Source organism: Microbacterium sp. zg.B48 (assembly GCF_024623505.1).
Lineage (GTDB): Bacteria > Actinomycetota > Actinomycetes > Actinomycetales > Microbacteriaceae > Microbacterium.
In genome coordinates this window covers 43,530-67,222 of the sequence record NZ_JANJFE010000006.1, presented here as the reverse complement: position 1 = coordinate 67,222, position 23,693 = coordinate 43,530, and the positions used below count along the sequence as shown (strand labels likewise).

Sequence of the window (23,693 nt, the reverse complement as noted above, 5' to 3'; positions counted from 1 at the left end):
GAAGTCTGTCAGCCCTGACCGTGCTTGGCGTAGGGGTTGAACAGCGCCGCCTTGATCTCGTCCGGCACCCCCTCCTCCGTCGCACTCGGGCCGTCCGCGGCGGGGAAGGACTCTGTCATGGACATCGGCATGGCCCCGTTGCGGTAGAAGTTGTTCGATCCCTGGGACGGGCGCCAGGTGTTCGGTTCCCAGTCCGGCACGTAGTTGCGGTAGCCGCCGGTGTTCAGCTCGATGCGCAAGCCGGAGGGTTCCCGGTAGTAGAGGAAGTTCTGCTCGCCGATGCCGTGGATGGACGGGCCGTACTCGATGGGATAGCCGTTCTCCATCAGGACGTCTGCGGCGATGAGAAGCTCTTCGCGGGTGTCGACCCAGAACGCGTAGTGGTTGATGCGCCCGGCGCGGGTCGATCCGTCCCGCACGACACCGAGGTCGTGGGACTTCTCGTTAGTGGTCAGCACCGAGAACACCGAGACGGGGGCCTCATCCAGGACCGTCCTGGCCATCACGCGGAAGCCCAGCACCTCGCTGTACCAGGCCGCGAACGCGTCGACATCGCTGGTCGCGATCGTGACGTGGTCCAGCTGGCGCGGGGCTCCTGCGACCTTGCTGCGCCGGGTGGGGCGGTCGGGATAGATCGAGGCGTTCGACCCGTCGGTGACGTGGACGCGCTCCACGTCCCAGTGCAGCGTGAGGGTGTGGCCCCACGGGCCGGTGAAGCGGTAGGCGCGGCCGATTGCCGGTCCCTCGAACCACTCGCCCTCGATGCCTGCCGCCTGAACGCGCTTGGCCGCCTCCTCCAACGCCTCGGGGCTGGTCGTGCGCCATGCCGCCGTCACCAGCGACGGCCCGTCGCCCGGTGCGACCACGACGGAGTACTTGTAATAGTCCCCCCAGCAGCGCAGATACACCTTGCCGTCGATCCGGTCGACCTCGGTGAGCCCGACCTGGTTGACGTAGAAGTCGACGGAGACCTCGACATCGGCCGCCGTGATCTCGACATAGGAGAGGTGGGAGAGCAGCTTGATCATCTTCGATCCCTTCGGAGTAAACGCGTGCGGGTGGTTCCGGAACCACTTTCGCCTCCGCCGGGCATATCAGGGAATCCCATATCGCCTATGACCAGAATCACCGACATCTATGTCAGCGCGCTGCGATCCGGTCGGCCAGAGCGGTGTCCGCCACGAGTTCGTCGAGGTCGGCCGGCCGCCGGTGGTGATCCAGCGCGTCCAGCGCGCGCCGCACGGCGAGGCGCTCGGACGATTCGAATCGCGCGGGGGCGATCAGCCGCCCCGCATCGGTGATCCTGGCCACCGTTGTCCGCCCGTCCACCACCTGCACCTCGGTGGCCGCTTCCGCCAGGGCGTGCGCGCGGATCCACCTCCTCGCGCCGGCGGAGCCCACAACCGTGAGCGATGCGGTGATCCCGGCACTGGTCTCCAGCAGCGCCAACGCGCCGTCGGCCGCGGCGAGCCGGAGGGGCGCCCCGCTCAGCACCCGCAGCCATCCCATCGCGTCCCGCAGCAGGCAGCGCAGCTGCGCCGCCGGCGCGGCCCCGTCGGCGACGACCGTGCGGGGCGGGTCGGATCCGGCATCTCGGGCGTCGCCTGCTGCATCGGCCCGCAGCAGGGGGCGCTCGACCACCACGGGGATGCCGGCGCTCACGAGCAGACGGATGTCCGCCGCCGGAGCGAACGCGGGGTCGGCGACCACCAGAGCGCGCGCCCCCGCAGCGGTCGCCGCGAGTCCGGCCTCGACCCACCCCGGGTCCCCGGGCAGCACCACCACCGCCCCGTCCGCGCGGTCGACCAGTCGTGTCCGCCGTGGGAGTTCGGCCAGCGCCACCCGATACGCCCCTGCGGGCGCGAGGACGCCGATCATGGTCCACCTCCGGAGCGGATGCGCGCGGCCGCCGCCTCGGCCAGCGTCAGTGCATAGCGAGAGTCATCGAGCAGCTCGTCGTACTCGACGACGCTCGTGCCGTTCAGCAGGTCGGCGAGCGCGCCCCACTCGGCCACGTACCCGTCGGGGCCGGCGGGCGGATAGGTCGTCACCCTGCCGGACGGCGCCGTCACCCGCACCGTCGCGCTGCCGGCGTGGACGAAGGCGGGCGGGAACGACACCTCCACCAGGTCGGTATCGGTGGTGATGTCCAGGCGCCACACCGCGTCAGCGCCCGACGGCAGCATGACCGTCGTGAGTCGCACGGGGATGCCCGACGCACGGTAGCCGACGGCGTAGCCGATCGGAGCGATCGCGCGCGCGAAGACGACCCTCTCGAACACGGGGGCGAGATCGCGCAGTATCGGTAGATCGTGCACCGCCAGGCCCGTGATCAGCGCGCGCACGACGGATGCCGCGACGCCGGCCTCAGACAGGTCGGGGGCGCCACGGGCCGGGACCGAGGCGGGCGCCGAGGCGTTCGTGACCACGTCGTGGTAGCGGCCGTTGGGCGGCAGCGCCAAGGTCACGGAGACGGCTCGAACCGGGCGACCACCGGCGAGGAGATGGTGCTTCGCCCGGCCCCACGCCGGGTCGTACAGGTGGTTGGTGCCGATCAGCAGAGCCGTTCCCGCCTCGCGGCACGCGGCGATCACCGTCGCGGCATCGTCCGGGGTCGTCGCGAGGGGCTTCTCGCACAGCACGGCGGGCTTTCCGGCCGCCACACTCGCCAGGATCTGCGCCGCGTGCTCGGCGGGCGGACTGCACAGCACCACGACCGACACCCGGGGATCGGCCAGCAGCTCCTCGGTCCCCGCAGACCAGCGAGCGCCGATCGGAGACGCGAGCTGCTCGGCGCGACCGCTGCCGGCATCCGAGATGTGCACGACGGAGAAGTCCTCGGGCATGCGGGCGATCGTGGGCAGGTGCAGCGCGGCCGCGCCGGGGCCGGCTCCGACGATCCCGACACCGTGCGACATGGTGGTCCCTTCGTGACAACGCGAGCCCCATGCGGTCCCTCACGCTTTTGCATGAAGTGTACATAAGCCGTTCGGAACCTGACTATAGCGCCTGCAATATGGTCTGAAGACCAACGATGTTGTGCGAAAATCGCACCATGGCGACAGAGTCCACCCTGCGTTTCGGCGCTCAGACCGACGAGGTGACGAGCCTGCTGCGCATCGTCAACATGGTGCGCGCGGGCGACGCGGCAACCCGACCCGAGATCGGACGCGTGACCGGGCTCGGTCGCGGCGTCGTGACGCAGCGCGTGGAGCAGGCGATCGGCATCGGCTACCTCGAGGACGGCGAGTTCGGCCCCTCCTCGGGCGGTCGGGCGCCGCGCACGCTGCGGTTCCGCAGCGGTCGCGGCCGGATCATCGTGTGCGCGCTCGGTGCGCTGCACATCCACGTCGGCGTCGCGATGCTCGAGGGCGACATCCTCGAAGAGACGCACCGGGCGTGGGACATCTCGCGCGGGCCCGCCGAGACGCTGGACACCGCGATGGCCATGATCGACGAGGTCCTCGCCCGCACGCCCGATGTTCCGATTTGGGGCATCTCGGTCGGCATCCCCGGTCCGGTGGACTTCGCCTCCGGGCGGCCCGTCGCACCGCCGATCATGCCGGGCTGGAACGGCTTCGACATCCGCCGCCGGTTCGAGCAGCGCTACGACGCGCCGGTCTGGGTCGACAACGACGTGAACCTGCTCGCGCTCAACGAGCGGACGCGGCGGCCCGACGAGCACGTGAACCTGATCTACTGCAAGGTCGGCTCCGGAATCGGCGCCGGTCTGCTCTCGCAGGGCCGCATCCACCGGGGTGCCAACGGGGCAGCCGGCGACATCGGGCACGTCCGCGTCGCCGGATCGGATGCGCTGTGCCGGTGCGGCAAGATCGGCTGCCTGGAGGCTGTCGCCGGAGGCTGGGCGCTCGTGCGCGACGCGGAGGTCGCGATCGCCGATGGCGCAACCGGCGCGCTCGCGCAGCGCACGCGGGAGGGCGAGCCGCTCACCCCGGAGGCGATCGCGCGTGCAGCCGAGGACGGCGACGCGCTCGCGATCTCGCTGATCCAGCGCTGTGCGCGCGTGGTGGGCGAGTCCATCGCGGCGCTGGTGAACATGTTCAACCCCGGGACGATCGTGATCGGCGGCGCGGTCGTGGGAGCCGGCGAGGTCTTCCTCGCCGAGGTGCGCCAGCGGGTGTACGAGCTGTCACTTCCCCTCGCGACCCGAGACCTGAACATCGTGCAGTCGCAGAACGACGTGCGTGAGCCCTTGCGCGGCGGCGCCGAGATGGTGCGCGAGCAGCTGTTCGATGTCACCTTCCCGCGCTGGTTCGCCGATGGCCGCCCGACGGTCGCGGGGGTCCGCGCGGGCGCCTGATACTTCTTCTCTTTTTCGACAAAAGAGGGTAGGTTGTCGTCCTAAGCCGGTCGTCCGTCCGGTGAACGAGACACGAGGACGTGCCCGCGATGACCCTCTCCGCCCTGCGCGATGACGCCCTGCGATCGACCGACGACGGTTTCGTCCTCCTCCTCGGCCTTCCCTGGATCCGCTCGCTCCCGATCGCCTCCCTCGCCGGCCTCGCCCTGTCGATCGACGGCCACCAGGTCCAGCCGCTGCTCGTCGAGTGCGGGGGGCGCCGCGTCGCGTCCACCGCACTCCCCGACCAGACCGGGTGGTGGTTCCTCCAGGACCGTCTCGCCCTGCGCGGGCCTGCGGACCTCGCGCCCGGCGCGCACGAGGTCGAGGTGTCCTTCTGCCTGGTCATCCCGTATCTGCAGACCGGACCGGACGGACCGCTCACGCTGCCGTTCCAGATCGGACGCTCTCTCACCCTGGATGCCGCGACACCGGTGCGCGCGGCAGTGACGCTCCAGGAGCGCGTCGCAACCGAGACCGCACACGACCACGACCCGCTGCCCGCGAACTGGACGCTCGCGGCATCCGCGTTCAACTGGACCCCCGAGGTGATCCGCGCTGAGCGCGCCGCGCACGACATCGCCCTGGGCATCGTCGCGGACGGCGTGGCATCGGTGATCGAGCTCGAGCCTGGCCAGTTGTGGCGATCGTTCCCCACGGCCTCGGATACCGACGCCGACGCGCTGCGCGCCGGGCTCGACGCGGTCGGGGCACGCGTGAGCATCGTCGGCGCGAGCCTGGACGACTGGTTCAGCCCGACGCAGCGGCGCACCGACGCCGAGCGCCTCGCCTTCCTCCTCCCGCAGCTGCGCGCCGCGCAGCGCGTCGGCGCCGTGGGCGTGCGGCTGCCCATCGGGCAGGCCGGCGAACCACTGCTTCGCCGGCTGCTGCCGCTGCTGCACGACCTCGACCTGGTGCTGTTCGAGGAGATCCAGGGTCAGCAGACACCGGATTCGACCGCGGCGCGGGACGCGATCGAGGCGATCGCCGCCGTCGACGACCCGCACCTGCGGCTTCTGCTGGACATCAGCATGCTGATGCCGTCGCTGCCCCCGAGCTACCTCGCGCTGCTGCGCGCAGGCGGCGTGCCCGAGACGCTGCTGCAGAGACTCGCCACCGACTGGCGGGACCCTGCGACCAACGGTGCGGTCATCGATGTGCTCCGCTCTGGCGGCGTGCCCGCACGGGTGCACACCGCGTTCATGAACCTGCTCGTGCGATTCGGAAGGTCGGATGCCGCCGACCTGCGCGGCATCCTTCCGCTCGTCGGCGCCGTGCATCTGAAGTTCTGGGACCTGGAGGATGCCGACGCCCGAGTGTCGCGGCCGATCAGCGAACTTGCCACCGAACTGGCCGCCACCGGCTTCGCGGGCACACTGTGCAGCGAGTGGGGCGGCCACGAGTGGCTCGACGACGATGCCGCAGACATGACGCGGCGGCACCTCCGACTCGCGCGGAGCGCTCTGCGCGCCGGCGCCGGGGTGCACGCGCGGACGAAGGAATCTTCCCGAGAGCAGGAGCAGCCATGGACGATGTCCTCGACGTCCTGATCCTCTCGGGTCACATGACCCGAGAGCACGACAACGAGCACCGCAGCTTCCGCGCCCACAACCAGTGGATCACCACGCTGCTGGAGGACACCGGTCGCTTCCCGTCCAGGAGGATGACTGGGGCTATCGGGACGAGTACAACACCATGCGAGGAGCCAAGCTCAGTGTGCCGACCGGCATCCGTCCCCGACCCTGGGCGGAGGCCCTGCTGAAGGTCGCCGCACCGGCCCACCCGATCACCGCCGGCATCGACAAGCCCCGGATCAACGAGTACGGCGCCGGCCGGTCGTTCACCATCACGATCGGCCACGACATCGACACGTTCCGTCGCATCGAGTTCATCCGCATGTTCCCGCGCGGCGTCGAGTGGGCCGCCACGGGCGAGGTCGCGCTCGAGGGTCCGGACCGCAGCGGCGAGCGCCGGTTCCTCCCCCGGCCGTACTACAACCGCGGGCGCTGAGCGGCGTCGGTCACTGCGCCGCGAGCACACGGGTTCGCGCCGAGTGCACGGCCTGGTGGCGCGGGGATGCCGTGCGCTCGGCGGCAGGTCGTGCGCTCGGGCACGTGCGTCCCCCGTCAGCCGGCGCGGGGTCGCTCAGGCCAGCACGACCTCGCGCTGCACCGGGACGCGGTTGGTGACGTAGCGGCCGGGGCCGCCGTCCGCGCCGGGCATGATCTGCATGTACAGCAGCCGCATCGTCAGCACGACCTCGACGGTCAGCTTCTCACCCGCCTGGGGCGCATGATCGAGCGGAATGACCACCTCGGGCTTGTCGGCGACGAACCAGAGCGTGTCCCACTGCTCGGGCAGCTCGTCGATGCGGTAGCTCCTGCCGTTCAGTTCGAAACGCAGGTCGTCCCTGGGCACCGCGATCCCGTTGACCGAGGCCGCGACGTCGTCGACGGCCGACAGCCACAGGCTGCGGTACCAGGGCAGCTGCACGGAGACGGCGATGCCGTCGTCGCGGCGATGGACGTCCTGCTCGGAGAAGAGGGAATTGTGGGTGGCCATGATGTGTCCTCGTTCGGCGCTGGATCAGTAAAGGATGTCGGTGAAACGTGTCGTGGGCAGCGGGGCGCGGCCTCAGGCCGGCAGACGCTCGGCGACGGTGTCCTCGATCGCGCGCCGCATGAGCGCGTGCTGCTTCTTGACCAGATCGATCGGATCGGACTCCCCGAGGTCGGAGAACGCATGACCCTCCCACTCGCTGGACAGATAGCCCTGATAGCCGCCCTCGACGAACTGGCGGACGATCCGGGGGATGTCCATGGCCGGTTCGTTCCCGTCGTCGTCGATGTCGTAGAACTTGGCGTGCACGTGGAAGATCTGCGGCATGATGTCGAGCCACTCCTCAGGCGGCACCAGCCCGTGCATGTTGAACGCCAGCCGGGTGAACGGGCCGAACTGCAGGGGGTCGACGCCCTCGCCGGTGAGGTAGTCCTCGAACTTCTGGTTGCGCACGTGCATGGGCGTCGGCTCATGCCAGATCTCGTCCATCACGGGGAAATGCTTCTCGTCCATGCCCATCTGGCGCAGCGTCCGCAGCAGCGTCGGGGACAGGCTGTGCATCGTCGAGGAGAAGTCGGCGGTGAAGCCGAGGCGGTCGGACTGCAGCTCGTCGTACATCTCCCGCATCTGCAGGACCTGCGGGTCGTTCGGCCCCGATGGGGCGTGGATCTCGTAGCCGAGCTTCTGGTCGTACTTCTCGGCGAGCGGCAGCAGCCCGCGCAGCAGCTCTTTGCCGTGCGAGCGGATGACGACCTTCGTGAAGCCGAGGGTGTGCGCGGTCTCTAGCTGTCGCGCGAGGAAATCGTGCTCCTCGTCGGGGGTCATGTCGCGGTCCTTGCGGCGCCCCATGTCGAGGTTGGTTCCGATCGCACTCGGCTCGAGTCCGTAGCGGTCCATGCTGTCGCGCCAGATGCGGACGAACTCCTCGTCCACATCGGGATAGGTGCGCAGCATCTGGGCGATGTTGAACTCGATGCCCGGACCGAGCCCGTGATCGGCGGCCGCCTTGATGAGCGTCTCGGGCGTGTACAGCCCTGCCGCGAACTCGGAGGTGAGCGAATAGAGGGTGATCCCGAGCTTGATCCCGGTGCCGGCGATGCCGTCAGTCATGGTTGTCCCTGGCCTGAGTGTCGATGTGCGTTCGGAGGTGGTGCGGGAGGGTCAGCCGCGGACCGGCTGGGCGAGGTGGGTCTGCAGCAGGCTCCGGGCTTCCCCGGCATCCGTGATCATGCGTGAGCCGGCGTCGGCGGCGGCGGAGCGCTGTAGGGCCTGCTCGCCGGCGATGATCTCGAACGGGCTCTGCCAGTGGTTCCAGTGCCAGCCCTCGTACTCGCTGGAGATCGCCCCCGAGTAGCCGTTCTCCACGAGCAGCCGGATCAGGTCGCGCACCGGGACCGACGGTTCTTCGCCGTTCTCGTCGATGCCGAAGAACTTTCCGTGAACGTGACGGATCCAGGGCATGATCTCGAGCCAGTCCGCCACCCTGGCCGGGCCGAACAGGCCGGTGCCGTTGATGCCGAAGTCGATGCCGAGGTCGGGGCGGCCATTCTGCGCGGCCAGTGCGATGAAGCGGCCGAACCGCTGACCGTGGTCGGCCTGATCGACCGGCGGCCCCTGCTGGTAGAACTCGTCCCACAGCCCGGTGACCTGCGCGAGCAGCTCTTCGGAAGCGCCGCGGCGTCGGTACGCCTCGATCAGGGAGGGCGCGAAGCCGCTGACGGTGGCGCCCCAGTCCATGGTGAACCCCAGGAACGGCGAGCCGACCTGCGCGAACCGGTCGCGCAGCGCCAGGATGCGCGGATGCGACGCGTACTGGTCGGCGTGCACCTCGAGCGCCAGAGTGACCCCGTGCTGCTCGGCGATCGGCGCGAGGGCCCCCATAGAGTCCGGGGTGATCGAGATCTGCACCCGCGCGATGGGGAAGCCGAGCTTCGCTGCCGCCTGGATCTGCAGCGTCATGTAGTCGATCAGCTCGTCCTGCGTGAGCAGTCGATCACGGTGGATGCCGATGTCGGCGTTCACGGCGAGCGACGTCGTCACCAGCCCCACCTCTTCGACCAGGTCGCGGAACCAGCCCGCGAACGAGTCCTCGATCACCGGGAACCCGCGGAAACTGGAGAACCCGATGACCTCCAGTCCTGGTCCGTACCCGTCTGCCGCCACCTTGCGGATGAGGCCTTCGAGGTCGTACTCGCGGCCGTGGAAGGCGCGCGTGAAGCTGTACAGGGTGACGCCCTGGATGGGCGTGCCGAGTTCTCCGGCGTACCGGTCCACCGCGGTCATGCCGCCACCGCCTTCATGGTCTTGATGTCGTGCTCTTCGATGTGAAGCGTCTCGGTGTCCGAGATGATGATGTACGGGATGAAGAGCGTGAGATCCACGCGCACCTCGTGCTCTCGCCCGGGCGAGACCGGCAGTTCCCCCGAGAGCACGGCGGAGTCCGTGGGAAACCACCACTCCCCCGTCTCGTCGGCGAGCTCGGAGAAGTCGAACTCGCGGCCGTTCATCCTCCAGCGCAGCGACTCTGCCGGAGCCTCCACGCCGTCGATGCTCAGCTTCGCCCCGGCGATACAGGATCCCGGCAGCGCGCGGTACCAGGGCAGGCGCACCTCGACCGCGGTGCGCCTGCCCGTGGTCGTGAGCGTTCCCTGCTCGATGATGCGATCCGGGATCACGAGAACCTCCAGGCTCTTGGCCGACACGTTCGGCCGGACATCTTTGTCATTGTTTCCACAGCCTATTGTCGGATTCCGACATAAGCAAGACCTGTCTCACCGGCTCGCCAGGTCCTCGGCGATCGCACGCGCACCGTGCACGGCCAGGGCCACTCCGGTCAGCGTCGGGTTGCACGCCGTCGCGGTGGGGATGACGCCGTTGCCGGCGACGAACAGACCCGGCACGTCCCACACCTCACCCCGGGGCGAGCAGACGCTGGCACCGTCGTCGGCGGCACCCAGGCGGGTGGTGCCCTGGTAGTGCAGAGAGGCGCCGAGGGGCATCACGAAGGGGCGCTCGTCCAAGGGCTCGCCCACGGCCGCGCCGAGGCGCACGATCTCCGCCGTGCCGCGCGCGATCACCTCGTGGTCGCGGGGCGTCAGTCGATAGTGCACGGTCATCGCCGGCATCCCGTATCCGTCCACCTCGTGGTCGGAGAACTCGATGCGGTCCGACGCCTGCAGGTCCTTGGCACAGAACAGGCCCAGCCCCACAATGGACCCGGGCGCGGCCGGGTCGTCCTCGGCGAGCTTCACGGGCGAGGCATCCAGCTGCATCACCTGCCCGTGGAAGGGCATCTCGTCGGTGAAGGGCACCCACGTCACACCGCTGTACTCGCTCAACCCCGTGGCGGCGGGGCCATCGCCGCCGTCGGTCGCCTCGAGGTCGCGGATCCGCACGGCGAACACGATCTGGACCTGGTCGTTGAGGTAGCGGCCGAGGGCATCGGGGCGGACGCCGGATGCCCACAGCAGCTGCGGCGTGCGCAGCGCGTCCGCCGCTACCACGACGAATTCCGCGCGGACTTCACAGCTCTCGCCCGTGCGCAGATCGGTGACGGCGATGCCCGCCGCGCGGCCGTCCTCTACCAGCACCCGCGTGACGAGCGACTCGTCGAAGAGCGTGAAGCGGGGGTTGGTGCGGGTGACCTCGCCGAAGACGACATCCGAGCCCGACCACACGAGGTTGCCGTCCTCCCGGCGGTGCACCGCGAGCGGCATCCGCTGCACGCGGGTCCGCGCGATCCTGCCGGCATCCTCGGCCGCGGCGAGGCGGCCGCGCACCAACGGCGCGTACGGCGAGCTGTCGAACGCGTCGGCCGTCACGCCCAGGAGCCGCTCCGCCTCGGTGAGCAGCTCATCGAAGCCGCCGTCGGCGTCCAGGATCGCGATCCGCTCGCTGTCATTGGGTCGCGGGCACGCGCCGGTCCAGTGTGCAGCCATCCCACCGACATTGCTGGACATCGCCGCGGCGGGGAGCCCGTCCTCGCCCTCGACCTGGTAGCCGCTCTCCAGCAGGAATGTGCCCGGACGCGCGCGGCGCTGCGTGGTCTTGACGATGCCGCCGGCGCGATCCGGGCTCTCCTGTGCGTGCGGACCCTCCGATCGCGTCTGCGCGGCGGCGCGCGCAACGGGGTCGGCGATGTTCTTCACGTGCGCGCCCGGAGGGTCGGTGACGGTCGGGCCGACCTCGAACAGCGCGATCCTCGCCTGCGGCGCGCGCTCGCTGAGGATGCGGGCGTAGGTCGCCCCGGCGGGCCCGCTGCCGACGATCGCGACGTCCACGGCGTCGGGATAGTCGCGTGCGCTCATGCGCCGGCCGCCACGTCGCGGATGTAGCGGACCGACTCCGCGGAGGCGGACTGCGGGTAGTACTCCAGTCCGATCGGGCCGTCGTAGCCCGAGCCACGGAGCACGGCCAGCGTGGTCGGCCAGTCCAGGTCGCCGGTGCCGGGCTCGCCTCGGCCCGGCGCGTCCGCCAGCTGGACGTACTTGATGATCGAGCCCGCGTTCGTCAGCTCGGTCTCGATGTCCTCCCCTTCGACGGCGGAGTGGTAGATGTCATAGAGCACCCCGAAGTTCGGGGAGTCCACGCCGCGCGCCACGTAGACCGCTTCTGCCGTGCGGTCCAGGAGCGAACCCGGATGGTCGACGCGCACGTTGACGGGTTCGAGGACCAGCGTGACGCCGGATCCATCGATCTGGGCGATGGCCTTCTGGTAGATCTCGATCAGCTTGTCGAGCTGAATCTGACGCTTCCAGCCGCCGAACCCGGTTCCGCTCCCGACCACCAGCCGCGGAGTTCCCAGGAAGTGTGCGATCTGGACGCCCTCATCGAGCTTGCGGTAGAACTCGGAGTGATCCCAGGGCGGGATCATGAACTGCGTGCGCGGCTCGGACAGCTGCGCGGTCAGCTGAGTGCCGGTCTCCTCAAGCGCGGCTTTCACGGCGGGAAGGTCTTTCGGGGTCGCCGGGGCGTCGACCCCGGTGGGCCCCCACATCTCGACGGCGGTGAACCCGTCGGCTGCGGCCGCGCGGACGCGGTCGTGGTAGTCGCCGGCCTCGGTGAACAGGAGTTCGATGTTGGGTGCGAGCTGATAGGTCATGATGGCGGTCTTCCGGATCGGTGTGAGGTGGATCGTCTGGATCGGGCGGCATCGCTTCGACGAATGATGGGTGCCGCCGGAATAGATCGCCTCGATAGGATGGGCGGCGTACCCGACGTACGACGAAGGATCACACCGCCGTGGCCGATCACCCGTTGCTGTCCCGTCTCGACCTGAATCTGCTGGTCGCTCTGGACGCGCTGCTCACCGAGCGCAGCGTCACCCGCGCCGCCGAACGTCTCCATCTGAGCCAGCCGGCGCTCAGCGCGTCGCTGGCGCGACTGCGCAATCACTTCAACGACCCGATCCTGGCCCGTCGCGGCAACGCGTATGAACTCACGCCGCTGGCGCTGCGGCTGTCCGAGCACACGACCATCGCATTGGATGCCGCCCGGCGCGTCTTCGAAAGCCAGGCCACGTGGACGCCGCACGAGTCGTCGCGGGAGTTCTCGATCTACGGCTCGGACTACGGCTTCGCCACGATCGGCGCGGCGGTCTCCCGCGTCGCCGCTCGCACGGCGACCGGCGTGCGGTTCCGCTTCGTCCTGCACAACACACCCATCGTCGATGACGCGGCCAACAGCCTGCGCTCCGTCGATGCCATGGTCATCCCGCACGGCTACCTCACCGACCTGCCCTACGAGGATCTCTGGCGCGACCGCTGGGTGGTCGTGGCCGACGAGGGCAACGAGCTGGTCGCGGACGGGCTGAGCATGGAGATCCTCGCGCAGTGCCCGTGGGTGTTCACCTACCGCTCGCGGTCGGCCTTCACCTCGGCAGGTCGCCAGCTTCAGCTGCTGGGTCTGGAGCCGGTGGTCGACGTCGTCGTGGAGAGCTTCCTCGCGCTGACGCACTTCGTGGTCGGCACCAACCGGCTCGGTCTGGTGCAGGCCGCACTGGCCCCCGAGATCGCCCGGCTGGGCGGCATCCGCATTCTGGAGCCGCCTTTCGACGCGACCCCGACGACGAACGCGCTGTGGTGGCATCCCGTCCATGACCGCGACCCCGAGCACGCCTGGATGCGCTCGGTGTTCCTCGACGCGGCCCGCGAGGTGCAGGCGACCGTTGCCACCGGCGTCCGCTACGTCGAGCCCATCGTCGCCGCGGACGCCTCGATCAGCCTTTGAGGCCACCGGCGAAGCCCTGGATGAAGCGCTTCTGCGCGAACATGTAGAAGGCCAGGATCGGGATCATCGAGATGATCACGACGGCGAAGATCTTGTTCCACGCCGAGACGAGGCCTCCGACGTAGGTGTACATCGCCACCGGCAGCGTCTGCGTCGTGGATCCGCCGAGGAAGATCAGCGAGTTGAAGAAGTCGTTCCAGACGATCAGCCCGGCCAGGATCGCCACGGTCCCCGTCGCGGGGGCCATGAGCGGCAGCACCACTCGAAAGAACGCCTGCGTGGGGGTGGCGCCGTCGATGACGGCGGCCTCTTCGTACTCGGTCGAAAGTCCCCGGAAGAAGCTCGCGTACAGGAACACCGCCAGCGGCAGCAGGATGCCGATCCACAGCAGGACCATGCCGAGCGCGTTGCCGGTCAGGCCGACGCTGCGGGCTCCGATGTAGAGGGGCACGGTTCCGAGCTGGGCGGGCAGGATGATGGCGATCAGCACGAGGTAGAAGGTGATGTTCGTCCACCGTCGCGTGCGGCGGGCGATCACGTAGGCGGCGACGGAGCCCAGCAGGACCAGTCCGAAGATCGCGCCGGCCGTGATGATCACGCTGTTGAGGATGCTCATCGGGATGCTGTTGCGTCCCGTGGTCGTCAGCACCTCGACGAACGCGCTGACATCGAGCGTGCTCGGCGGTGCGACGGCGCTCGTGGTGAGCGTCTCCTGATCAGACTTCAGCGATGTGACGACGAGGATGTAGAAGGGAAGAAGACCGAGCAGCGTGACGATCCAGACCAGCACTTCGCGGACCGCGGTTGCTTTGGTGTAGCGGAACATGAATCAGGCCCTTCCGGCGTCGCGGTCGCGGGTGACGTACTGCTGGAGGATGGCGAACGCCAGGATGACGATGGTCAGCACGAGCGCGAGGGCCGAGCCGAACCCGAACTGTCCCAGTGAGAACGCCTGCTTGTAGACCTCCGTGGCGAGGGTCTCGGTGGACCCGGCAGGTCCTCCGCCGGTGAGGGCGAGGATCTGGTCGAAGATGCGCAGGCCCTGGATGATGCCGAGCGTGGTCGCGATCGCGATCGACGGACGGATCGCGGGGACGGTGACGTTCCAGAAACGGCCCCAGATTCCCGCGCCATCCAGCGCGGCGGCCTCCTCGACCTCGACCGGGACGCTGGCCAGGCCTGCGAGATAGATCACCATCGTGAAGCCGGTCTGCTGCCAGACCACCGTGATCAGGATCGCCCAGATCGACCATGTCGGGTCGGCGAGCCACACCTTCTGGAGTTCTTCCAGGCCGACGGCACCGAGCACGCCGTTGAGGGGGCCGTCGAACTGGAAGATGAACTTCCACACGTACGCGACGGCCAGCGGGCTCAGCACGACGGGCATGAACAGCAGCGTCCGCAGGATGTACCGGGTCTTGAGCATCCGGTTGATGGCGAGTGCGAACAGCAGACCGATGACGTTCGTGAGGAGGACCGACCCGACCGCGAGGAAGAGGGTGTTCCACACCGCCCCGAGCAGTTGCGGATCGTTGAAGATGCGCACGAAGTTGTCGATGCCGATGAACTCCCAGTCGCCCAGGCCCGTCCAGTCGGTGAACGCGAAGAATCCGCCGGTGAGTGTGGCGACGTAATGCACGCCGATCACCAGCACCACCGCCGGCAGCGCCCACCACCAGTGGCCGTAGCTGATCAGCGGCTTGCGCCGGGTCGGCGGTGCGGGCGTACGCCGGGCTCGGGGCGGCACGGTGAGCGTGCGAGTGCTGTTCTCGTCGATCGTCACTGTCATCTGCTCTCTGACCTCGTCGTCATGCGCTCCGGCTGTCGGCGCTGAGCGCCTCGATCCACTATCACACTCTTGCGTCGAAATCACACATTAGTCGTAGCGATATCCGCTATAAGTCCAGCGGCGGTCGCAACCTCGGAGCGCTTTGGAAGGTGCAGCCGGGGACGCCGGCATGGACGGAGGCGCTCGACGCGGCGCCGCCGTCTTCGAACCGACGGCGGCCATCCGGCCTGCGGGTCTGAGCGGAGCGGTGCGCGTGCTCGTGGACCACCCGCGCGTGGGATTCCATCCCGGCGAGTGAATCACTCGTCGTATTGCCGCATATAAGCAACTGTTATGTCGGAAAGATGCAAATGATGTCACAGTGAAGATGCGGCCTGAAGCCGAGCCAGCTGTGCCGCTGGCGACGAAGACGTCACGAAAGGTTCGAAATGTCACAGCTCTCCACAAACCGACACATCCGATGGTCGCTGCTCGGGCTCCCCGTCGCCGGTGTTCTGGTTCTCGCCGGCTGCTCCGGCCCCGCTGACAACGGCGGCAGCAGCAGCACCGAGGATCCGGCCGCCACCGGCTTCTCGATCATGGTCGCCGAGGCTAACGACGCGGATGACTACTACGCGCAGCTCGCGGCCGAGTACGCCGACGAGGCCGGCATCGAGATCGAGGTGATCCCGTATCCGTCCGACGCCTACAACACGCAGGTCACCACCCAGTTCCAAGCGGGCAACGCGGCGGACGTCGCGATCCTGTCGCCCGGAACCGGCCAGCCCATCTCGGTCATCACTCTCGCCGAGGCCGGATTCCTCGAGCCGCTCGACGACACCTCCGCCTCGATCCTGCCGGTCGGCAGTGAGTCGCAGTTCCAGATCGACGGTGAGACGTATGCTCAGCCCACGTCGCTGACCCCCGTCGGCATGATCTTCAACGTCACCGCCGGCGATGAGGCGGGGATCGAATACCCCGAGACCTACGAGGACCTCCTGGAGGCCTGCTCGGCCGCCCGCGACGCGGGCAAGACCTTCACCGTGCTGGCAGGCGGCATCCCGTTCAACACGGGCTTGTTCACGCAGCTGATTTCGGCCACCCGTGTCTACGCCGAAACCCCGGACTGGAACGAGCAGCGGGCGGCAGGCGATGTGACCTTCGCCGACAGCGGATGGCGTGACGTCCTCGATGACGTCGTGGAGATGAACGACTCGGGCTGCTTCCAGGACGGCGCCGCCGGTGGCACGTTCGACAACATCACCGCGGGACTCGGTGGCGGCACCTCGCTCACCGCGGCCGTGCCGGGCAGCGCGGCCGCCTCGATCAGCAGCGCGACCGGATCCGACCTGAACGTGCAGGCCTTCCCGCCGGACGACGGCCAGGACGCGTTCACGCTCACCGGCGCGAACTACGCATGGGCGATCAACGCCTCGTCGGATGACGCGGTCAAGCAGTCCGCGCAGGCTTTCCTCGACTGGGCGGCGGAGCCCGAGAACGCGCAGCACTTCGCCGAGATCTCCGGAGCGGTGCCGATCACCGGGATCGATCCGGAGACGCTGCTGCCCTCGTACGAACCGATCGGTGAACTGCTCGCCTCCGGCTCGTACACCAGCATCCCGAACTCGAGCTGGCCGAACCCGGCCGTCTACGATGCGCTCGGCGCCGGCGTGCAGGGCCTGCTGACGGGTCAGAGCACCGTCGACCAGATTCTGGAGGAGATGGACGCGGCCTGGGACCAGTAGCAATCCGCTGAACCGCGGCTGCAGCCGCGCGTCCGGGCCGAGGGTTCCTCCCCAGCCCGCGACGCGCGGCTGCAGCATCGCGGAGTGTGAGGAGAGATGGCCGTGGACACGCGCACACCCGAAGAACTGCTCGCAGGCATGACGTGGAGTCAGAAGCTCGCCCAGCTGCAGATCCTCTGGCGCCGCGACCAGGACGACGCGCTGGCCCTGGCCCGCGGCGGCATCGGGGCACTGTTCTGGCCGCAGAGCGCCGAGCGGACGAACGCGTTGCAGCGTGCAGCCATCGAAGAGAGCGCGCACGGCATCCCGTTGCTGATCGGGCTCGATGTCCTCCACGGCCAGTTCACGATCTTTCCGACGCCACTGGCGCAGGCGGCCAGCTTCGATCGCTCGGTGCCCGCGGCGGACGCTCGGATCTCGGCCGCCGAGGCCAGATCGGGCGGCGTGAACTGGACGTTCGCACCGATGGTGGATGTGGCCCGCGACCCGCGCTGGGGCCGCGTGGTGGAGGGGTTCGGTGAGGACTCGTTCCTCGCCGCCGCTCTGGGCGCTGCCAAGGTGGCGGCGTACCAGGGCGACGACCTCACCGCAGCGGATGTCCTCGCTGCGTGCGTGAAGCACTTCGTCGCCTACGGGGCTGCCGAAGCGGGCCGCGACTACAACACCACCGACGTCTCGCGGCGCCGCCTGCGCGAGACGTATCTCGAACCCTTCCGTAGCGCCGTCGCTGCGGGGGCGGCATCCGTCATGGCGGCCTTCAACTCGCTCAACGGCACGCCGATGCATGCGCACCGGCGCCTGCTGACCGACGTGTTGAAGGCCGAGTACGGGTTCGAGGGCGTCGTCGTCGGTGACGCCGATGGCGTCGCCCAGCTCGTCCGGCACGGCGTGGCGCGCGACGAGGCCGACGCGGTGCGCCAGTCCCTCGCGGCCGGGCTCGATATCGTCATGGGCGGGCCAGAGCTGGCCGGCGACGACGTGCCGCTGATCGAGCGGGGTGCGGTGGATGCCGCTCGCATCGACGACGCGGTGCTGCGCGTCCTGCGGCTGAAGAAGGCGCTGGGTCTGTTCCAGAACCCGTTCGCGGATGCCGCCGCGGAGCGCACCGCGCCCACTCCGCAGACGCTGCGCACGGCGCAGGACGCGGCCGAGCGCTGCGTCGTGCTGCTGAAGAACCAGGGTGCGGTGCTGCCGCTCCCGGCCGGCACGCAGCGCATCCTGCTGACCGGACCGTACGCCACGAGCACCGATCATCTCGGCGCCTGGGTGCAGCACTTCGGCGCGCAGGCAGGCACCCTCGCTGACGCCCTGCGCGCCGAATTGCCCGAGGCGACGTGGACGGTGGCATCCGGCGCGGAGTTCCTGGGGCCGTCGGACGCGGACATCCGAGAAGCAGTCCTGCTCGCGGCGAAGAGCGACCTGGTGCTCATCGCCGTCGGTGAACCCAGCTCGATCTCCGGCGAGGCCGGTTCCCGCGCGGACATCCGGCTGCCCGGCGATCAGGAGCATCTCATCCAGGCGATCGCGGACACCGGCGTGCCGTTCGTCGTGATCCTGATCACCGGACGCCCGCTGGTCGTCGAGGCCTGGATCGACCGGGCCCCCGCTGCGCTGCTGGCCTGGCACCTGGGCACCCGGGGGCCCGAGGCGATCGCGCGGGTCGTGGCCGGTGCCGTGAACCCCGGCGGCCGCGTCCCGATGACCTTCCCCCGCGCGGCCGGACAGATACCGATCCACCACGACGCTGAGAACACCGGGCGACCCGCACGGACGGGAGGGTCGATGGCTGTGCACCGCTGGGATGTCGGTCTGCAGGGACCGAACAACCTCGACGACTACTACACGTCCAAGTTCCTCGACCTGGAGCGCGGGCCCCGGTTCGCCTTCGGCCACGGACTCAGCTTTACGACGTTCTGCCTGGAGGCGGCATCCCTGTCGACCTCGGAGATTCCCTGTACCGAGCTTCGCGCGGGTGCGCGGGTGGTCGTATCGGCCTCGGTGCGCAACGTCGGCGAGCGCGACGGCGACGACGTCGTGCTCGTCTACCTGTCCGATCCGGTCGCCTCGCTCGCGCAGCCGGTGCAACGGCTGCGCGGGTTCCGACGGGTGGCCGTCGCGGCCGGCGAGGCGGCGTCGGTGTCGTTCGAGCTCGGCGTGGACGATCTCGGTTTCTGGGACGACGAGGATCGCTTCGTGCTCGAACCGGGCGAGCTCGTTCTCACGGTCACCGACGGCACGGACGCCGAGCGATTGGCGCTGAACGTCACGCCGTGATCGGGCGCCGGATCTCGTCGATCGTCGAGGAGATCTCGGCGGTCGCCGCGGCGTGCAGGAGCGGGCCTGTCAGAGGCGCACGAGCCGGATGCGGGCCGCGCCGACGCGATCGTTCGGCAGGATCATCAGCCGCTCGTCCCCGTTGAGCACCCGGCCTTCGACGACGCGGCCGTTCTCGAGGAGCAGCTCCTGGACCGAGTCGATCTCGACCCGCGCATCGGCGGCGACGTAGTCCAGCGTCACCTCGCGCCCGATCACGAGATACCCGTCCTCGCCCGTTCCGGCGATCAGGGCGAACGGCCGCGTCTCGCCCGGTGTGGCGATCTGCGCGTTCGGGAGGGTCTCATCGGGCACCCGCAGCGCGGTGTCGGGGATGTTCACCCCGGCGTCGAGCAGCATCCGCCGGAAGAGCGCACGTGCGCCGCGCGCCGAGATGACTACGCCGTCGATATGCCGGCTCTCCACGTCGACGTCGGGTTCGAGGACCACGGCGGCGATAGCGCCGCGCAGCGCTGCGGCGGCGATCTCCCTCTCGAGACCCGCGACGAACGAGATCGTGGCCGCCAACTGAGCGTCGGGATCGGCCAGATCCAGCCCGTACCCCGACCATCCGATGGCTCGGTACGCACCGATCGCGCGGACGAGCTCGGCCGGGCTGAGGCGGCACTCCGGCACGAAGAACGGCTGGGTGCCGGTCGCATACTGCGCCATGGCGGCGTCGGCGTCGTGCACGTAGAGGTCGGGACCCAGGAACGCGAGCGAGGGTGCGGCAGCGCGCCAGATGTCGAGCACGGTGGAGGTCGGACCCCCGCTCGGATACTGGCCGGGGGCGTCCTGGCCGGGCTGCGGCCCGAGCCACGCATTCGCGTACATCGGGATGTCGGCGATCGCCCGGCCGCGGCCGGCGACATGCTCGACGTAGCTCGCGATGGCCCACGCCATGAACACCTCATCCACCGCCGGGGTGTTCCCGAAGACCTCTGGCCAGGACCCGCCGTCGACTGCTCCGTGCGACTCCCAGAGCCGTCGGGCGGACGTGCTGCCGGCGGTCGTCCCGCGCACGTGTTCGAGGAGCGCGGATGGGACGGGGGCGTTCCACGCCGCCTCCGCCGCCGGGTTGCGGTCGCGGCTGTCCGAGAGCAGACCCGACTCGTTCTCGACCTGCACCATGACGACCGTGCCGTCCGGATCGGCATCCCCGAGGTGCCGGATGAGCGCTTCGAAGGCGTTCGCATCGGCCTCGCGCAGTTCGGGGCTGAAGACCGAGAGAACCGGCTTCGCGGTCGCGCCCTCGTAGCTGAAGGCCGGCATGCCCTTCGGTTCGACCACGACGCGCGGGAACCGTTCCGGGTCGGCGCGCACCCACGTGGGAGCGTACGTCGAGGCCGCGTTCTTGAAGGCGCCGAACCACAGGAGCACCAGGCGAAGCTCGGATGTGCGCGCCTCAGCGAGCATGACGTCGACGAGCGAGAAGTCGAACGTCCCCTCGACCGGCTCGGTCAGCGCCCAGCTCACCGGCGCGAGGACGACGTTGCTTCCGACGCGTCGGACGTGGGCGAAGGAATCGGCGATCGCCTTCGGCGATGACGAGGCGGAATTGAACACCTGGCCCCCGACCAGGAGCGCCGGGGCGCCGGCGCGGCGCAGCGCGAACGGTGCTTCTGTCGAGAGGGCCCACGGCCGCGCGGCGGCCATCATCTCAGCGACCGATACGCGAACTCGCGGAACCGCGCCTCGCCCGTCCCCGTCGCGAACAGCGCCGGGCGCAGACTGAGCAGATCGCCGACGGTGTTGGCATGGTAGCCGGAGGTCTCGTAGCGGACGCCGTGCCGCGTCCACGCTCCGCCGGGGACGCGGTACCAGCCGGTGACGATGTGCTCGTCGTTGCGGATGCGCAGCGTCATGCGGTCGGTGGCCGGAGCCGGCTCGCGCCAGTGCGTGCGGATGCCGCCCGAATAGCTCTGCATCCGTTCGCCGTCCACGCCCATGCCGCAGAAGAGCCGGTTGTTGAAGAACAGCAGCAGCCCGGCCTCGACACCTGGCTGGACGGTGACCTCGACCTCGATCTCGTACGCGTGGTCGCCGGTGAGCATCGCGAGCGGCGATGTGTCGGCGGGCGAGGAGCCCTTGGCCCGCAGAATGAGGCCGTCGTCGACCCGCACGCGCTCGGCTTCTCCGCGATCAGGTGCGTGGAACGCCCAGCGCCTGCCCAGATCCGGCTGCGCGAAGTCGTCGGCGAGGTCCGGAGCCGCCGATTGCTCCGCGGCGCCGACGGGCGCGTCGATCGGTGCGCCGAGGTCGTGGACGACCGCCTCTGGCCAGTCGTCCTCACCCCAGCGGATCGGCTCGAGCAGGATCTGCCGGCCGAGCGTGCGATAGCCGTTCTCGTAGCCGTGCGAGATCATCCACCAGTCGTCTTCGTCGGTGCCCGCGGGACCGGGAACGAGCGTCGCATGGCCGCGCGACCACCATGCCTCGGCCGCATCCTCGGTGCGGGCGATCGGGTTGCGGGGGTGGTTCTGCCACGGTCCGTGCACCGATCGGGACCGTGCGACGATCACCATGTGCCCGGTGGGCGGTCCCGCCGTGCCGCCGACGGCGCTGACGAGGTAGAACCAGCCGCCCGTCCCGTTCTGAGTCTCCGCCCCCGACCTCCGGCGTGCTGACGCGCGCCAGAACAGCTTCGGCCCCTCGAGCGCATAGGCCTCGGTGACCCAGTCCTCGGGGTAGCGCCAGCCGTCGTAGACGTACTCGAGCTCGCCCACTGTCGACAGGCCGTCATCCGTCAGCCGGATGCGGCGCACTCCGCTGGTGAACAGGTATCGTCTGCCGTCCTCGCCGACGACGTGGCCGGGGTCGATCACTCCGCGGATGCCGAGGTCGATCGGCTCCGACCACGGACCGCTCATCGCGTCGGCGTGGATCACGAAGATCGCCGCGTCCGTCAGCGTCGACCACGGCGTCGGGATGAACGGGATGTAGATGAAGAAGCGTCCATCGTGCTCGGCGAGGTCGACGGCGAACGTGTTGCCGACCGGGTTGTGCAGTGCGGAGGTCTCGTATGTCCAGTTCACGAGATCCGTCGAACGGTACAGCGGCAGCCCGGGCGCCGCCTCGAACGACGAGTAGGTCAGCCAGTACTGGTCGCCGACCTGAAGCACCGCGGGGTCGGGCCGGTCGCCGGCCAGGACGGGGTTGATGTAGGTGGTCACCGCGTCGCCGATCCGGTCGCCCCTCGCCACACCCACGCGGCGATCGCTTCGATCGTCCGGCGCGCCGCTCATGCCGGCTGCAGTTCCCGCATCGACCTGCGGATGAGGTCGTGCTGCCGCCGAACCAGCAGCAGCGGGTCGACCTCGCCGAGCTCGGCGAACGCGTGGCCTTCCCATTCGCTCGACCAGTAGCCCCGATAGCCGCCCTCGACGAAGACGCGCACCAGTTCCGGATAGTCGATCGCCGGCTCCTGACCGTTCTCATCGATGTCGTAGAACTTCGCATGCACGTGCAGGATCTGCGGCATGATCTCGGCCCACTCCTGCGGAGCGACGTGGCCGTGCATGTTGAAGGCGAGGTGGGCGAAGGAGCCGAGCCGGCCAGGGTCGAAGTCGCGGCTGGTGAGGTAGCCGATGAACTCCTGCTGGCGCTCCTGCATCGAGGCATCCGTCGCCCAGATCGCCTGCAGTCGTGCGACGGCCTCCTCGTCGAGCCCGGCGCGCTGCACCGCTCGGAGAAGCGTCGGCGACATGCTGTGCATCGTCGCGGAGAAGTCGGCGACGAACCCGAGGAGCGGCGAGTCCAGCTCGTCGTAGACCTCGCGCACCTTCATCACCGCCGGAGCGTTCGGGCCCATCGGCGCGTGGATCTCGTATGCGAGCTTGAGGTTCAGCTCCTCCGCGATCGGAAGAAGCCGGCGCAGAAGCGTCGGCTTCGCGCTCTGGATGCGCACGAGCGGGAAGCCGAGGGTCGCGGCATCGCGGAAGAGGATCTCGCTGAACTCGAACTCCTCGTCATCGGTCATGTCGCGGTCACGTCGCCGGCCCATGTCCAGGTTGGCGCCGAACGAGCTCGCGTCGAAGCCGTACTTGTCGAAGGCGGCGCGCCAGTTGCGGACGAACTCGTCCGACACGTGAGGGTAGGTCGGCAGCGCCTGTGAGGCGACGATCTCGATGCCGGGGCCGATGCCGAGCTCGGCCACCCGCGCCAGCAGGCCGTCCACGTCGTACCAGCCGGCACGGAACTCGGCGCTGGCCGAGTACAGCGTCAGGCCGAGCGTGAAGGGGTCGGCGTCCGTCGCCGGCGGTGGAGCCGTCACGCCCGACACGAGAGCCGGGCGCGCGGCATCCCGATCCGTCACCGTCAGCGTCAGCGTCTGGTCCACGACGTTGGGGACGTACATGCCCGCTCCACCGTCCTCGCCCGGTGCGATCTGCATATAGGGCAGGCGCAGCTGACCGACCAGGTGGACCTCGTGGGTCTCACCGGGTTCGCTCGACGTCTCGCGCGCCGCGATCAGCAGCGGGTGATCCTGCAGGTACCAGAGCACCTCGCTCTGCTGGGGCAGGTCGTTCAGCGGGTACCGCACCCCCTGCAGCTCGAACGCCAGGTCATCGTCGGGGATCTGCTCACCGTCGACGGTGAGCTGCAGCGACGTGACCGATGACAGCCACAGGCTGCGGTACCACGGCAGGGTGAGGGAGAGCGCGAAACCGTCGGGGTGCACGCGGAGGCTGTCGTCCTGGATCAGTCCGTTCGGCATGAT

General features: G+C 69.3%; 21 protein-coding genes. 7 read left to right on the top strand and 14 right to left on the bottom strand.

Features of this window, described 5'->3' with window-relative positions:
* Positions 1-8: 8 nt before the first annotated feature.
* The 3 genes from NQ152_RS05510 to NQ152_RS05500 form a co-directional block, all read right to left on the bottom strand.
* Positions 9-1,028 (bottom strand): VOC family protein, encoded by a 1,020-nt coding sequence (locus tag NQ152_RS05510; protein WP_257501210.1) that lies wholly within the window; start codon positions 1,026-1,028, stop codon positions 9-11.
* Between the two features lie 112 nt (positions 1,029-1,140).
* Positions 1,141-1,878: a hypothetical protein gene (locus NQ152_RS05505; protein WP_257523285.1), complete on the bottom strand. Its 738-nt coding sequence runs from the start codon at positions 1,876-1,878 to the stop codon at positions 1,141-1,143.
* Positions 1,875-2,918 carry a Gfo/Idh/MocA family protein gene (locus NQ152_RS05500; RefSeq protein WP_257523284.1) on the bottom strand — a complete coding sequence of 348 codons (1,044 nt, stop codon included), beginning with the start codon at positions 2,916-2,918 and terminating at the stop codon, positions 1,875-1,877. The genes NQ152_RS05505 and NQ152_RS05500 overlap by 4 nt, the downstream gene beginning before the upstream one ends.
* 137 nt (positions 2,919-3,055) lie before the next feature.
* On the opposite strand from NQ152_RS05500, the gene NQ152_RS05495 reads away from it, so the two are divergent.
* The 3 genes from NQ152_RS05495 (at position 3,056) to NQ152_RS05485 (ending at position 6,370) form a co-directional block, all read left to right on the top strand.
* Complete coding sequence (locus tag NQ152_RS05495) at positions 3,056-4,321, top strand: ROK family protein (RefSeq protein WP_257501207.1); 1,266 nt, start codon at positions 3,056-3,058, stop codon at positions 4,319-4,321.
* Positions 4,322-4,410: 89 nt separating this feature from the next.
* Complete coding sequence (locus tag NQ152_RS05490; RefSeq protein WP_257523283.1) at positions 4,411-5,910, top strand: hypothetical protein; 1,500 nt, start codon at positions 4,411-4,413, stop codon at positions 5,908-5,910.
* A 145-nt stretch (positions 5,911-6,055) separates the two neighbouring features.
* Positions 6,056-6,370 carry a ThuA domain-containing protein gene (locus NQ152_RS05485; protein ID WP_257523282.1) on the top strand — a complete coding sequence of 105 codons (315 nt, stop codon included), beginning with the start codon at positions 6,056-6,058 and terminating at the stop codon, positions 6,368-6,370.
* Positions 6,371-6,505: 135 nt separating this feature from the next.
* Here NQ152_RS05485 and NQ152_RS05480 read toward each other — a convergent pair whose 3' ends face one another.
* The 6 genes from NQ152_RS05480 to NQ152_RS05455 form a co-directional block, all read right to left on the bottom strand.
* A complete protein-coding gene (locus tag NQ152_RS05480; RefSeq protein ID WP_374113566.1) occupies positions 6,506-6,853 on the bottom strand; it encodes a DUF6379 domain-containing protein in 348 nt (115 codons plus the stop codon).
* 141 nt (positions 6,854-6,994) lie between these two features.
* Complete coding sequence (locus NQ152_RS05475) at positions 6,995-8,029, bottom strand: sugar phosphate isomerase/epimerase (protein WP_257523281.1); 1,035 nt, start codon at positions 8,027-8,029, stop codon at positions 6,995-6,997.
* Positions 8,030-8,080: 51 nt separating this feature from the next.
* A complete protein-coding gene (locus NQ152_RS05470; protein WP_257523280.1) occupies positions 8,081-9,202 on the bottom strand; it encodes a sugar phosphate isomerase/epimerase in 1,122 nt (373 codons plus the stop codon).
* Positions 9,199-9,621 (bottom strand): DUF6379 domain-containing protein, encoded by a 423-nt coding sequence (locus tag NQ152_RS05465; RefSeq protein WP_308209109.1) that lies wholly within the window; start codon positions 9,619-9,621, stop codon positions 9,199-9,201. Before NQ152_RS05465 ends, NQ152_RS05470 begins: the two co-directional genes overlap by 4 nt.
* Before the next feature lie 69 nt (positions 9,622-9,690).
* Positions 9,691-11,226, bottom strand: a complete 1,536-nt coding sequence (locus tag NQ152_RS05460) for a GMC oxidoreductase (protein ID WP_257501202.1) — start codon at positions 11,224-11,226, stop codon at positions 9,691-9,693.
* Positions 11,223-12,020, bottom strand: a complete 798-nt coding sequence (locus tag NQ152_RS05455; protein ID WP_257501201.1) for a sugar phosphate isomerase/epimerase — start codon at positions 12,018-12,020, stop codon at positions 11,223-11,225. The genes NQ152_RS05460 and NQ152_RS05455 overlap by 4 nt, the downstream gene beginning before the upstream one ends.
* A 140-nt stretch (positions 12,021-12,160) precedes the next feature.
* On the opposite strand from NQ152_RS05455, the gene NQ152_RS05450 reads away from it, so the two are divergent.
* Positions 12,161-13,147, top strand: coding sequence for a LysR family transcriptional regulator (locus NQ152_RS05450; RefSeq protein WP_257501200.1), 987 nt, complete (start codon positions 12,161-12,163; stop codon positions 13,145-13,147).
* Here NQ152_RS05450 and NQ152_RS05445 read toward each other — a convergent pair.
* Positions 13,137-13,973 carry a carbohydrate ABC transporter permease gene (locus tag NQ152_RS05445; RefSeq protein ID WP_257501199.1) on the bottom strand — a complete coding sequence of 279 codons (837 nt, stop codon included), beginning with the start codon at positions 13,971-13,973 and terminating at the stop codon, positions 13,137-13,139. The two genes, NQ152_RS05450 and NQ152_RS05445, sit on opposite strands and share 11 nt — an antisense overlap.
* 3 nt (positions 13,974-13,976) lie before the next feature.
* A complete protein-coding gene (locus NQ152_RS05440; RefSeq protein WP_257501198.1) occupies positions 13,977-14,936 on the bottom strand; it encodes a carbohydrate ABC transporter permease in 960 nt (319 codons plus the stop codon).
* Between the two features lie 169 nt (positions 14,937-15,105).
* Here NQ152_RS05440 and NQ152_RS05435 point away from each other — a divergent pair, with 169 nt between their 5' ends.
* From NQ152_RS05435 to NQ152_RS05425, 3 genes are all read left to right on the top strand, one after another.
* The gene (locus NQ152_RS05435) at positions 15,106-15,234 is read left to right on the top strand and encodes a hypothetical protein (RefSeq protein WP_257523279.1); all 129 of its coding nucleotides are present in this window, start codon (positions 15,106-15,108) and stop codon (positions 15,232-15,234) included.
* Between the two features lie 130 nt (positions 15,235-15,364).
* Entirely contained in the window at positions 15,365-16,660 is a 1,296-nt protein-coding gene (locus tag NQ152_RS05430) for an ABC transporter substrate-binding protein (RefSeq protein ID WP_257501196.1), read from the top strand.
* A gap of 102 nt (positions 16,661-16,762) precedes the next feature.
* Positions 16,763-18,934 carry a glycoside hydrolase family 3 N-terminal domain-containing protein gene (locus tag NQ152_RS05425; RefSeq protein ID WP_257523278.1) on the top strand — a complete coding sequence of 724 codons (2,172 nt, stop codon included), beginning with the start codon at positions 16,763-16,765 and terminating at the stop codon, positions 18,932-18,934.
* Between the two features lie 69 nt (positions 18,935-19,003).
* On the opposite strand, the gene NQ152_RS05420 is transcribed toward NQ152_RS05425, so the two are convergent.
* From NQ152_RS05420 to NQ152_RS05410, 3 genes are read right to left on the bottom strand one after another with little or no spacing between them, the layout of a single operon-like run.
* Positions 19,004-20,632 (bottom strand): DUF5597 domain-containing protein, encoded by a 1,629-nt coding sequence (locus NQ152_RS05420; RefSeq protein ID WP_257523277.1) that lies wholly within the window; start codon positions 20,630-20,632, stop codon positions 19,004-19,006.
* Entirely contained in the window at positions 20,629-22,182 is a 1,554-nt protein-coding gene (locus tag NQ152_RS05415) for a family 43 glycosylhydrolase (RefSeq protein WP_257523276.1), read from the bottom strand. Before NQ152_RS05415 ends, NQ152_RS05420 begins: the two co-directional genes overlap by 4 nt.
* Positions 22,183-22,214: 32 nt before the next feature.
* Positions 22,215-23,690 carry a sugar phosphate isomerase/epimerase gene (locus NQ152_RS05410; RefSeq protein ID WP_257523275.1) on the bottom strand — a complete coding sequence of 492 codons (1,476 nt, stop codon included), beginning with the start codon at positions 23,688-23,690 and terminating at the stop codon, positions 22,215-22,217.
* Positions 23,691-23,693: the final 3 nt, after the last annotated feature.